Consider the following 13124-nt stretch of genomic DNA (forward strand, 5'->3'; position numbering starts at 1 on the left):
AATTCAACTCATATATCTTTTATCCAGAATTGGGTCTTTTTCGCGTCTCACCAAAGTATTTTTACTGTTAAATGTGTCCTGAATAGCATCAATTTTATTTTGTTCAGATACCTGAGTATAGATCTGTAATGTCGTTCTTATATCTGAATGTCTAGCTAATTCGGCTGTTGTTTTAACATCTACACCATTATGAATTAAATTCGTTACAAACGAATGTCTTAACATATGACATCTAAACTTAATTCCTAAATTCTTTGAATGATTATGAAATACAATATCTAGATCACCAGGACTTAAAAAGTTACCATCTTCTTTACAACATATCAAATCGTATGGATTATATTGAAACCACTGCAATAGAATTTCTTTCAATGGTAAACATAAGGGGATTTTTGATTTACTTCCTTTAGTTTTCATTCGTTCAGTTAAATGATATTCTGATCGTTTTAATCCATGATATTCCAATCGCTTCGATATATAGATATAGTTGTTTTCAAAATCTACATCATCTTTGGTAAGTGCCAACGTTTCGCTTTTCCTGGTTCCTAAAAAGTAGCCCAGGTACAAAAAGACACACATTGAATAAGTTGAAAATGTTGCTTTTCTTCCCTGCTTCGTCTCTAACATAGAATCTATGATTTGTTCTATTTGTTCAAGTGTAACAACTTCATATTCTTGTTTGTTTTCAATTCCACGTATTTCAATCATTGGCATTGGATTTTCTCGAATATATCCTACTTTTTGAGCATATTTGAAAGTTACACAAAATACTTTCTTAATATTCTTATTTGTTGCTTTACCAAACTGATCTAAACTGTTAAAATATTTCTGTATTGATAAGTAATGTAGGTCAGCGATTTTCGCTTGGCCTATCTTTTTTTTAACATGATTATTATAAGTGTTCCTATAATACATTTCTGTAGACTTCGCATATTTATACTTTCCTTCAACTTCCATATATTCTTCAAACACTTCATCAAATGTTAGGTTAATGGCATCCATCTTCCCATCATTTTCTAATAATTCTTGTTGTTTTTTTATACCAAATTTTTCAGCATCAGCTTTTGAAGCAAACCCACTCTTCGCAAAACGTTTTTTTATACCATATTCATCTTTGTAATAAAACTTTACAGTCCAGGTATATCCTTTTTTATTCTTCTTTGATTCTCTTTTTTGAAAATACATAATTCCTCCATTATCTTTTTCATCTTAAGATTCTCAAAAAAGACCAATAGTATTATAGTTCATGAGAACTATAATACTAAAGCATTTTTATCTAAATCATGTACTTTTTTAAAAGATTCAATGGCTTTTGTTCGATTTGAAACATCTAAACCTTCATAATCATGTTGAAATTGTTTGATGGCTTCATACGAAAACATATAACGTCTTCCAATTCGAATTGCTTTTAAACAACCAACTTCACTAAGCATAACAACATTATCTTTATGACATCCAATCATATCTGCAACTTCTTCGCGAGTGTACATGCGAATATCAGCCGGCACCAAACTATTTTCTTTTCCCATCTTCTATACCTCCTTATCACTTATGTACATCCATTTTTAGAATTGATAAACTAGAATATTTTCTCAAACGTAAATCTAGTGTCATATCACACTGAACTCCACGTTTATAACATTCTTTATTTTCTACATCACGATCCAATAATTCATACGCTTTACCGGTTTCATCTTCAACACGCACAATTAAATATTCATTATTCGTTTTTGAAGATGTTTTTATTTCAACCCCTCTAATCTCTAAATTATTCGCCACAACTTTCATCGTCTTCTTCCTCCTGGTTTTTATTTACTGTTCCTGCAACTTGCTCTTTAATCATTTTCATTCTTTTTTCGACAGCCTCTTTATTATGATGTAACGATTTGATCAATGAATTAAAATAATATGTGCTATTCGTAGCTACTTCATAATAATCATCTTGATACATCATACGGACTATCAAATCAAATTCTGTAATTTCACTAATATTCTCTTTTAAAATCAAATTTGCCAATTCTTTCTTTATTCTCAAAAATTCTTTACTAGAAAGTTCCATTGTAAAACCATTAAATTCTTTTATATCTAATGGATTGTATTGGTACTTATCCGGATCATTCTTATGTGTAAAATATTCATAAGCACCACGAACATTTCCACACGCTGTTGGATATGGTCCTTTAGTAACTTCACAATATGTTGATGCTGTATTAAATGTTGTTGGACCATCAAAACTAACAATAATATGCCAATGTGGCTTTTTTTTGTTTCCAGCAACATCTAAATCCTGATCATGTAATGGTGAAACTGCAAACTGCAATCCAGATTGTTTTAACATCTCCATCCAATCACTTGGAGCTGATTCTGGGTACACAATATATAGCCAATGTCTTTTCTTCAATTTTTTCAATTCATTTGAATCGAATGTATCTAAACTATAAAATGTGAATGGATCAATTGTAGTTAATGACTTTGTAGCATTCACTTTGTCTTTTAAATCTTTATTTTTCATGTTAAAATTTCCTCGGTTAATTAATGGCATACAGCTACGTCTGTATGTTTTTTTATTTATGAGCAAAATGTTATTTTATTCGTTTTCACATTTCACTCATAGGGGGATGTCGTAGACATGGAATTAAAAGGACGTATCAGAGAAGCACTTATCAAAATGATTTTGGACTTTGATATTCCTTTAGAAACCGAAGAATAACAAGCAGTAACCGCAGAGCATGATTTGTTCAATCCCCTCTTTCCTGCTCTGCACCTGCTTTTACATGAAAGCAACACGCTTTCGCCACAGCTCTTTGACAACTGAATAAAGCAGACAGATACGTTTGTGAGATAGCGAGCCACGGGGACTGTACGCCACGACCTTTTCAAAAGAAAGCGAGCGACCCACGCAGTGATCCGAGAGCGACTGTTGGAAAAGTCGTTTTGCCACGACCTATCCTCACAGAATAATGATACGTCCGCATGGTGCGGTTCTGCCCACAAGAATGGGAATAGTTGAGATACTAACGGAGCTTTCCAAAGCCGTCTGCCTGCTTGTAAAAAATGACACACAGTAAAGGGGGGTGCATAGATTATGAACAATACTGATGTACCTATCTGGGAAAAATATACGCTGACGATTGAAGAAGCGTCTAAATACTTCCGCATTGGCGAAAAGAAATTGCGTAAATTAGCCGAAGAAAATATTGACGCTGGCTGGGTTATCGTGAACGGTAATCGTATTCAGATTAAGCGAAAACAATTTGAAAAAATCATAGATACATTGGACGAAATCTAATGTCATTGAGCCGTAGATATGGTATAATAAGGTATAGCGTATCACGGCTCATTCCATAACGGAAAGGAGCTTTACACTATGTCTAATGTAAAACGAAAAGACAGTAAAAATCGCAATTTGCGTAATGGAGAGAGCCAGCGAAAAGACGGAAGATACGTTTATAAATATACCGATATATACGGAAAGCCACAATTTATCTATTCTTGGAAACTTGTACCGACAGACAAGACACCTGCTGGAAAGCGTGATGATATATCGTTGAGGGAAAAAGAAGCACAGATTAAAAAAGACCTTAACGACGGTATCGACACAGCAGGCGGTAAAATGACAGTCTGCCAGCTCTACGACAAGAAAAACAGCCAAAGAAAGAACATCAAAAGGGCTACTGAAAAGGGACGACAGTATCTTATGAACGCTCTAAAAAATGACCCGTTGGGTATGATGGCGATTGATACCGTCAAACAGTCGGACGCTAAAGAATGGGCTATCAGAATGAGTGAAAAAGGATATGCCTATAAAACGATTGATAACTATAAGCGTTCCTTGAAAGCGTCATTTTACATGGCAATACAAGACGACTGTATCAGAAAGAACCCGTTTGAATTTAAGCTAAGTGATGTTCTGGAAGATGATACGGAGCAGAAAGTTATCCTTACACCAGAGCAGGAAGAACGCCTGCTTGCCTTTATGGAAACAGATAAAATTTACAGTAAGTATTATGATGAGGTTGTGCTTCTGCTGGAAACGGGACTTCGTATTTCTGAATTTTGCGGACTGACGACACATATTGATATGCAGAACAGAATACTCAATATAGACCACCAGCTATTGAAAGACAGCGAAATAGGCTACTATATTGAAACACCAAAGACCAAAAACGGAAAACGGGAACTTCCATTGACAGAACGGGCTTATCAAGCAATCCAAAGGATACTAAAGAACAGAGGAAAAGCACAACCGTTGATTGTAGGTGGTTACAGCAATTTCCTATTCTTAAACCGTGAGGGCTTGCCTAAAGTTGCAGGAAACTATGAGGGCATGGTGCGAGGACTGATTAAGAAGTATAACAAGTATCACACAGATAAGTTACCAAACATTACGCCACATTCATTCCGACATACTTATTGTACGAATATGGCAAACAAAGGAATGAACCCAAACACTCTGCAATATCTCATGGGACACGCTAACATAACCATGACACTTGGTTATTACGCACACGGTACATTTCAATCTGCAAAAGCGGAACTGGAAAGACTGGCTTGTTAATATCGGAGCTTATATTTACTACTCATTTACTACTTTTGGTTGCATTTTCATGCTGGTAAATGCCAGCTTATGCAAGGTATCTTCCAAAAAGAAAATACCGATAAAGCCCTAAAATACGGGATATATCGGCATTTACCAACTTATGAAAAGATAATCAGAAATTTATTAAGTTTTTATAGAAAAAAACTTTAAAAATATTACAAAAAACAGTTGACAAGTAAGCCAATCCGGAGTGATATCCATAAAATCAGATATTTCTTTTGCCATTTTTACAACACATTCATGAAAAGATCAACATCATGCTCTGTTTCGTAAGAAAGAACTCTTGCTCTAAACCTGCTGAGGGTTCTGTCACTAATTGGCTGCTCTTCAAAACTGGTTGTGTGCAGTGCATACTGATAGCGGATATCAAATGCCATAGCTTCAACGATCTCATCGTCAGTAACATTAAGAGCTTCTTTAAGAATCAGTGCCCCAACAATCACATTGACCGGAGTATTAGGTCTGGATGCTTTTTTACTGTAAAGAACAGAAAAAATATTTTCATTAATAGCAGGAAAAACTTTGTCTGCAAAAATTTTTGCCCATGATTTTTCTAACATTCGTTTTTCACGTTCTGTAAGATTAAAAGTACTGTCTAAAACAGTAAGCTGTTGATTATCATTTTTAACAAAAGACATATAGATCACCTCATAAAATGCTACCTACATTTTACCAAAGAATCCAATGTTTTTACATATCGTGTTAAGTTTTCAAGGTACAAATTTATATCAAAGGCTATAAACCTTTTGACACCCTAATCTTTTATTTTATCTTCTCCGGAGCAGTTTTTTACACTGGCTTACAGGTGCATCCGATTCCCAGTCCATCCGGACCGATATGACAGGACAAACCGAAGGAAAGTTTATCACACATGACTTCCATTCCCGGGAAACTTTCTTTAATCTGGTTTACCCATTCTTCTGTCACTTCATCGGTACTGCTGGACGCCGCCATCAGGTACACTTTACCAGCAGCATATTCTTCTCGGAAATTCGTTTCCAGCTCATGCTTCATTGCATCGATCATAACTTTACGTGATTTCTTCATACCACGGCATTTCTGGTAGATATCAAGCTTTCCTGTGCTGAAATGCATAACAGGTTTGATATTCAGGACATCTGCTGCCAAAGCTGTCACAGAGCTGACTCTTCCTCCTTTTTTGAGATATTTCAGTGTGCTGAGCCCGATATAAATTGTCATTTTTTCTCTGGTTTCTTCAAGAATTTTCTTGATTTCGACTACACTGTATCCTTCTTTTGCCATTTCTACTGCATCAAGAACAGAACGATGCATCGGGGTTGCCACACGACCGTTATCTACGACAAACACCTTACCGGCAAATTCATCTTCATTTGCCATGGCTTCTGCTGTCATACAGGACCCGCTTAAAGCACTGCTAAGAGGAATATAAACAATCTCCTCATATTCTTTCAGCATCTCTTTCCACATATCCATAACTTCTGTTGGTGACGGCTGAGATGTAGAGACATCTACGCCCTTTCGAAGCATATCATAAAATTCATCTCTGGAAAGATCTACTCCTTCACGATACACTTTCTCTCCGATATAAAAAGGCATCGGTAGTACCTTAATTCCGAGTCTCTGCGCTTCTTCACTCAAAATTCCACTGTGGCTGTCTGTCATGATTCCTATTTTCTTCATAATATCTTCTTCCTTCGTAATCTATTTTTATAACGTCTTAATAATCGGCATTACACTTCATTTATATTTGTATCATATCATTATTTTTCATTCGGCAAAATAAAGGATGACGCAATTTCCTCCTCCGCATACTCTTCCACATCCGTTCTCGTTACTCGTTTTATATGTTGTTTTTTTAGGCGCAGATATACGAACTCCCGGAATATAGTATAAAATACCGATACAAATGGAATGAAAATCAGCATACCTATAATTCCCATAAGATTTCCGCCGATTGTAACTGCCGCCAGTACCCAAATTGATGGAAGTCCTACTGATCCGCCAACCACATGAGGATAGATCAGATTACCTTCTATCTGCTGCAAAAGCAGAAAAACTATAATAAATAAAACTGCCTGTTTTGGATTTACCATAAAGATCAGAAAACTTCCCACGGCACAGCCAATAAAGGCTCCAAAGATAGGAACCAATGCGGTAAACGCGATCAAAATTCCAATTAAAAGTGCATATGGCATTTTTAAAATACTTAGCGTGATAACAAACATCATTCCGAGAATTACTGCTTCCAGACACTGCCCTGCAAGAAAATTTGCAAATGTCCGATATGTCAGCGAACATATGTTAAGAATTGCATCTGCTTTTTGTTTTGGAATAAAAGCGAAAATCACTTTTCTTACCTGTAAATGTAATTTTTCCTTCTGAAAAAGAATATAGCATGCAAAGGAAAACGAAATAAAAAAGGTCGCTAATCCACTGGCAATGGAACCTACTGCTGACATCGTCGTATTCATCATATTTCCGACTCCGTTTCCAAGAAGACTTATTCCCCATTTAATTGCCTGATCAGGCTGAAACTGCAGCTGATCTACCAATTTCATAATATCCTGATTATCATGTGAAAATTCTCGAATCCAGTTTTGCATCTGTGGAATAAAATCTGAAATACTCGTCATCAGATTTCCCATGGTCTGTGTAAGCTGTGGAATCACACCAAACATTACCAATATAATGACACCTGCTACCAATATAATTGTAAGAAGCAGGCTTATCGGTCTCGCAGCTTTTTTTCCTATTTTATTATTTTCTTTTATCTTTCCGAGCATTTTCTTTTCTAGGAAACTCATTGGTACATTAATCACAAAGGCAATTGCACCACCAAGCGCAAAAGGAAACACAATTTTCCATATTGACTTCAGCACTTCAATCACCACATCGAATTTCCACAAAGCAACTACAAGAAATGCCGTAAACACAATCAGTTCTCGAATTTTTTTCATAGAACATCTACTTAAATCCACTATCTTTCCCCCCTTTTTCTTAGTTTCATACGTATACACTTAAGTAATTGAATAATCAGAAGGCTTGCAAAAGCATATAAATATACACATCCAAGCTGCATCAGATTCAACGTTTCCACTTTGAATAAGTTATGGAAACCAGGAACCGTCAGTACTGTTGTAATGAGTACTGCACCTAACACAAATGCTCCCTGAAGCCACTTGTTATGAAAGAGACCTTTTGTAAAAATGACCGGATGATCTGATTTGCAATTATATCCATGAAACAAACGTGCCAGACAAAGAGTTCCAAAAGCATACGTGCTTCCAAGCAATGTACCATTCTGGTTGTATCCTGTCAAAAAACTGATCATTGTCATTGCTCCAATTACCAAACCTTCCAGACCGATTTTGCTAAGAAAATCTTTTGTCAATATCGACTCATCTGCCAATCTCGGTTTTTCACTCATCACTTCACTTCTATCCGGCTCTAAGCCTAACGCAATTGCCGGAAGACTATCCGTCAAAAGATTAATGAAGAGTAAATGTACTGGTGCAAATGGCACCGGAAGTCCTGCAACCGATGAACAAAGAACGGTTAAAATTGCTCCGAAATTTCCTGACAAAAGAAACTGTATCGCATATAAAATTGCTTATACAGTCTCTTCCTTAAGAGTCCTGGTATTCTGGATAATATACAGAGCGACCGATATGACCATCATTATAGCACACAAACCAATCAACAGATCTGATACCATCGGTGTAATGTGGAACCATATAATATGCACCGCTGTAGTTCCATATAATAAAAAGGTTACTATCTTTCCATGCCAGTCTGCACCATGTACTTTTCCTGTCTTTTGTATCACAAGACATCCACTGACTACCATATACAGCTCCTTACCTGCCATTATTACGATTAAAAGAAGCACATGCGGAAAACGAGTAAACAGACAGATTAACATCGCTGCCTGTGTCAGCTTATCAGCCACCGGATCAAGTATTTTTCCTAAATTACTAATCCTATGGAATCTTCTTGCGATATATCCATCAGCAAGATCCGTAAGACCAGACAGCAATAAGATTTCACCAGCTAACAGAGGATTTTTCTTTACACAATAACTCCATATAATTACCGGAATCAGACAAAGCCGAAAAAAGAAAGAAGATTAGGAACCGTAATAATTCTATTCAAATTTTCTTCCTTATTCACTTCACTCTGCATGTACGGTCACCTCACTTTCCTTTTTTTTAGGCATAAACCAATAAAATATAACACAAAATGCTAAAGCAAACACAACACCAAAAACATTTTGACTCACTCTAAGACTAACCGCTCCTTGTAGTCCATATGTCTCTGCAGCAATGGCTAAAGCACCAAATGTGTTAAATACTGCCTGCCAGCCATATTGTGCTGAAAATCCTACACCGATTCCACCAAGAATTCCTATATATGCATAGATTGACGAAGGAAGCAGAAAATATAATACTGTAAAACATATAACACCTGCAATATTTCCGACAATCCTTTTACGGACTCTGTAGTGCATATCTTCCATGGACGGCAAAATCACGGACATGGCCGCAATACCAGCCCACATTGCACGTGGCATATTACAAAGTTCTGCAATGCAAAGGACAATCGGTACGCATAAAATCTGACATATCTGCCATTTTGTTCTGGAAGAAGTGATATCAAATTCTTGTATCAGATCTTTCAGATTTCTTTTATAAGTTCTGTTTTTATGATTTCGATAAAATACGAAGCAGGTAAGTGCTGCACCTAAAGCCATACCGACTAATCGCATCTGATAGCTTTTTCCCGTAACATCATAACCATATAGCAGCAGATACCCAAGAACCAATGTAGATTGATTAAACATGGATGGATTATGGCATCCGAACAGAATCAACACAGCCAGTGCCGCAATATTTAACAGCATTCCCAATACCGGTGAAAACTGATTTGCTAAATGCGGACATACAGTCATAATTACAAAGAACAAAGCCAAAAGCATCGTAGATTGTCCGGTGTGGATCCCCAGATCCGCATTCCTAAACACCATGAGACATAATAAGACTACTACACCTACAATGCTGTTCTCATTTCCAAATAGGATGCTGAAAATACTAACAAAGAAAAAACAAAATGCCATTGTAGCAGCTATCTTCACCAGATATACCCACATATGATATAGTTTTTCTTTTAGTGTTTCACTCTTTTTCAACAGGTTTTTAGAACCTGCCTGATTTAACTGCAACTCCTGATAAAATGTCATATAAATCCTCTCATCTTCTAATTTATCTTAAAACTAGATAATCTCATCTTTCTGCTTTGGCAGCTCTATAACAAATCTGCATCCACCATATTCACGGTTTTCTGCTTTGATTGTTCCTCCGGCACTATCTACAATCCGTTTTACAAGTGCAAGACCTAGGCCATTTCCTTCTGCTTTATGAGATCCATCTACCTGATAGAACTTGTCAAATATTCTGGATTTTACATCATCCTCTATTCCTGGTCCTTCATCTTCCAGAATGAACTTAACAGAATCCTGTTCTTGTTTCAGAAACATCGTAATTGTCCCCTTTGAAGGGCTGAACTTAATCGCATTATCTAAAAGATTTATCCAGATATGCATAAAAAGTCCTTCATTCGCAGTATATTTAACTTCCTCCAATTCTACCTGAAAACCAATTTCTTTTTCTGTCCATTTTGTTTCCAATGAAAGAACTGCCTGGCGGATCTGTTCATCCAGACGATATTCTGTTTTTTTCATTGGTATATTCTGATTCTCTAACTTGGATAACAGCAAAATATTACCAACCAATCCGGAAAGTCTTTGGGTGTTAAATAAGATTTTTTCTACATATTCCTCTTGATCCGGAGACAGTTCTTCTCCCTGAAGCAGCATTGTATATCCTTCAATGGCATTAATCGGGGTCTTAAACTCATGAGAAACATCAGATACAAAATCCATCTGCAGCACCTCTGTTGCACGAAGTTCTTTTGTCATAACGTTAAAACTTTGATAAGATTCTCCAACTTCTGCTATACGGCTATTCGTTTCCAAATGCTGTTCAAAATCTCCCCGAGAAACTTCCTTCATTGCTTTACTAAGTCTTGTAATTGGTTCCAGTAACTTTGCATTAATAAAGGAAGTGATCAGCCCTGCAATCAATGTATTGAAAATCAAAAGCCAGCCAAGCACAGGTATGCTGCCCGGCAGATTAAAAAAATGATTCAAAAAAGCAAATAATAACGCAGATATGACTGTTGAAAATACAAGTGCCAGCCAGATTGCACCAGTCAGACAGGATCGGATCCGCAATCCTTTTTCTTTCTTTTGTTCCATTATTTTTTCACCACCTTGTATCCAATTCCACGCATTGTTACGATTTCAAAATCAGGGTTATCTTTCAAACGCTCCCTGATTCTTCCTATATGTACCTCTATCGTATGTGAGTCTGCCTCCGTCTCGTATCCCCATACTTCATCCATCAACTGTTGTTTTGTAAATATTCTGCCTGGCGAAGCTGCAAGCTTATATAAAAGCAGGAATTCTTTTTTAGGCAAAACAAGACTTTCCTTATCAGTTGTAACCGTCATTGCATCATAATCAAACTCTGTTGAACCGATCACAATTTTGTGTTCATTCAGTATCTGTGCACGGCGAAGCAGTGCTCCGACTCTTAAAACCATTTCATTCACATTTACCGGTTTTACCATATAATCGTCACTTCCCGAAAGAAATCCCTGGCGCATATCATCAAAGGAACCTTTCGCAGTGATCATAAGCACTGGTATCTGATATCCTGCTGAGCGAAGTTCTGACACCAGTTCATAGCCATCCATAACCGGCATCATAATATCAGAAATGATCAGATCAATATATTCCTTAACCAATACTTCTAATGCCTGTGCTCCATCCGATGCACTTTTGACTTGATATCCATTCTTCTCAAGCACTTTTTGGAATAGCTGGCTTAATTCTTTATCATCTTCTACAATCAATATTTGAAACACGTTTTCCTTCCTCCTTATTAAAACAGATACCTTGCCCATCCAAGCAGATGCTGTACCAAAAATATTTTTCTCTGACGTTTCTTTGTTAATTCGATTGGCTCTACATGATATGGATCACGATAGGTTCCATCTTCCAATACCTGTCGGGACACTCTTTCATATTCCATCATGCCCTCTTCCAACTGTTTATTAATATCTTTACTGCGAATTACGAGCATCAGTTCCGTATCCAGATATGCACTTCTCATGTCCATATTAAAGGAACCGATTACAGACAGATCGTCGTCAATCAGAATACTTTTTCCGTGGTATGAATAACCGCCTTCATATTCCCAGATATTAATTCCTGTACTTAAGATTCTATTTCTGTTTTTCGCATAATCGGCAGCCCCAAATGGATTCCCATTATTCGCAACTGAATTTGTCATGATAGAAAAATCTGAAACGTTCTCTGCAATCTCCTCCCATGTATTAGACATCATATCATTGCAGATAATATATGGTGTATGAATTTTCACACGCTCTTTTGCATTTTTCATTAGTTCTCCCAGTTGATACCAGACTACTGGTTCCTTGGGACCTGTGTGGATAGGATTTGACACTAATGCAATCTTTTCTGTCTCAAAAGTTTCGTCCGTGTAATCGGTATCGCAGATTCTTTCCTTATTCTCTTCAAAATATTTCTGATAGCCGTTCTGCAGCTCTAAAACTGCGTTCTTTACAGATTTTCTATTTGCCAGTTTTTTATTGTCATGAAAATAATCACTGTCTTCTTGTTCCCATATCGTTTCAAAATACTCTAACAACTGGTTAACTGAATTTTCTTTCTCAGGTTCATCGCAAACCACTAACACGTCTCTGTCATAGTTCTTATGTCCCGGAAAATCACCCAGGAAATAATTGTATGTATTTCTTCCCCCAAGAATATATCTCTTTCCATCTGCAATCAAATATTTATCATGCATTCTACCCATCATTTTCCACGGTTTCAACGGATTGGCCTTATTATACAGTTTAATTTCAACATTCTCATGGGAAGATAATCCATAGAAATACGGATTTCCTTCCATATCAATCCAGCTCTCCATTCCATCTACTAACAGACGAATATGTACACCTCTGTCTGCCGCATCATGCAGTGCTCCTAAGATCAATTTTCCACTTTCATCGGATTTAAATGCAAAAGTAGAAAGAATAATTTCCTTTTTTGCATTCTTGATCAAACGCACTCTTTGTAAAAGCGCTTCTGGATTCTTTTCTATGATTACTGCCCGTTCTGTATTTTCACTGCATTCGTTCCATGACCCATTTTTTGTTTCTTTTTTGGTTGTATTGGACACTTCCGGCTGCTTTTTATATGCAACGCAGATTCCGAGCAATTCATAAAAAGCCACACATAAAAAAATTGCCAGTATAACAAGAAGGATTTTACATATTTTATGCTTTTTCATTGTACATCACCTGATTCCTTTTTATTTCTTATTCTTATTCATTAGCAATACAATACAATGGAAAACTCAATTTAACCTCAACAAGGTTTGTTTTTTCATCCATGCAA

General features: G+C 36.6%; 14 protein-coding genes and 1 pseudogene. 2 read left to right on the forward strand and 13 right to left on the reverse strand.

The features are described from left to right. Positions 1-3: 3 nt before the first annotated feature. The 4 genes from H8911_RS00125 to H8911_RS00140 all read right to left on the reverse strand — a co-directional run bounded on the left by H8911_RS00125 (position 4) and on the right by H8911_RS00140 (position 2512). Complete coding sequence (locus tag H8911_RS00125; RefSeq protein ID WP_186998293.1) at positions 4-1185, reverse strand: tyrosine-type recombinase/integrase; 1182 nt, start codon at positions 1183-1185, stop codon at positions 4-6. A 68-nt stretch (positions 1186-1253) separates the two neighbouring features. Then, entirely contained in the window at positions 1254-1529 is a 276-nt protein-coding gene (locus tag H8911_RS00130) for an excisionase family DNA-binding protein (protein ID WP_186998294.1), read from the reverse strand. 16 nt (positions 1530-1545) lie between these two features. Next, complete coding sequence (locus H8911_RS00135) at positions 1546-1788, reverse strand: hypothetical protein (RefSeq protein WP_186998295.1); 243 nt, start codon at positions 1786-1788, stop codon at positions 1546-1548. Continuing rightward, entirely contained in the window at positions 1769-2512 is a 744-nt protein-coding gene (locus H8911_RS00140; RefSeq protein ID WP_186998296.1) for a replication protein, read from the reverse strand. The genes H8911_RS00135 and H8911_RS00140 overlap by 20 nt, the downstream gene beginning before the upstream one ends. Before the next feature lie 573 nt (positions 2513-3085). Between H8911_RS00140 and H8911_RS00150 the strand changes: the two genes are divergently transcribed. Together H8911_RS00150 and H8911_RS00155 are read left to right on the forward strand one after the other, a co-directional pair. Beyond that, a complete protein-coding gene (locus H8911_RS00150) occupies positions 3086-3289 on the forward strand; it encodes an excisionase (protein ID WP_004613735.1) in 204 nt (67 codons plus the stop codon). 78 nt (positions 3290-3367) lie between these two features. Continuing rightward, a complete protein-coding gene (locus H8911_RS00155) occupies positions 3368-4558 on the forward strand; it encodes a site-specific integrase (protein WP_186998297.1) in 1191 nt (396 codons plus the stop codon). Between the two features lie 269 nt (positions 4559-4827). On the opposite strand, the gene H8911_RS00160 is transcribed toward H8911_RS00155, so the two are convergent. The 9 genes and pseudogenes from H8911_RS00160 to H8911_RS00200 all read right to left on the reverse strand — a co-directional run bounded on the left by H8911_RS00160 (position 4828) and on the right by H8911_RS00200 (position 13017). Further along, on the reverse strand, positions 4828-5238 hold the full coding sequence (locus H8911_RS00160; RefSeq protein ID WP_186998298.1) for a transposase: 411 nt from the start codon (positions 5236-5238) through the stop codon (positions 4828-4830). A 151-nt stretch (positions 5239-5389) separates the two neighbouring features. Continuing rightward, complete coding sequence (locus H8911_RS00165; protein ID WP_008396538.1) at positions 5390-6262, reverse strand: DegV family protein; 873 nt, start codon at positions 6260-6262, stop codon at positions 5390-5392. Positions 6263-6342: 80 nt separating this feature from the next. After that, positions 6343-7560: an AI-2E family transporter gene (locus tag H8911_RS00170; RefSeq protein WP_222620918.1), complete on the reverse strand. Its 1218-nt coding sequence runs from the start codon at positions 7558-7560 to the stop codon at positions 6343-6345. Beyond that, positions 7560-8165, reverse strand: coding sequence for a cation transporting ATPase C-terminal domain-containing protein (locus H8911_RS00175; RefSeq protein WP_255466232.1), 606 nt, complete (start codon positions 8163-8165; stop codon positions 7560-7562). Before H8911_RS00175 ends, H8911_RS00170 begins: the two co-directional genes overlap by 1 nt. Positions 8166-8192: 27 nt before the next feature. After that, positions 8193-8687 (reverse strand): annotated as a pseudogene (locus H8911_RS00180) (CDP-alcohol phosphatidyltransferase family protein); the annotation flags it as partial. A 66-nt stretch (positions 8688-8753) separates the two neighbouring features. Further along, complete coding sequence (locus H8911_RS00185; RefSeq protein ID WP_005946426.1) at positions 8754-9818, reverse strand: FUSC family protein; 1065 nt, start codon at positions 9816-9818, stop codon at positions 8754-8756. A 33-nt stretch (positions 9819-9851) separates the two neighbouring features. Next, positions 9852-10895 (reverse strand): HAMP domain-containing sensor histidine kinase, encoded by a 1044-nt coding sequence (locus H8911_RS00190; protein ID WP_005929825.1) that lies wholly within the window; start codon positions 10893-10895, stop codon positions 9852-9854. Next, positions 10895-11566 (reverse strand): response regulator transcription factor, encoded by a 672-nt coding sequence (locus H8911_RS00195; RefSeq protein ID WP_425331019.1) that lies wholly within the window; start codon positions 11564-11566, stop codon positions 10895-10897. The genes H8911_RS00190 and H8911_RS00195 overlap by 1 nt, the downstream gene beginning before the upstream one ends. 17 nt (positions 11567-11583) lie before the next feature. Next, a complete protein-coding gene (locus H8911_RS00200) occupies positions 11584-13017 on the reverse strand; it encodes a phospholipase D family protein (protein WP_186998300.1) in 1434 nt (477 codons plus the stop codon). Positions 13018-13124 lie beyond the last annotated feature (107 nt).

Source organism: Holdemanella hominis, from assembly GCF_014306155.1.
Lineage (GTDB): Bacteria > Bacillota_I > Bacilli_A > Erysipelotrichales > Erysipelotrichaceae > Holdemanella > Holdemanella hominis.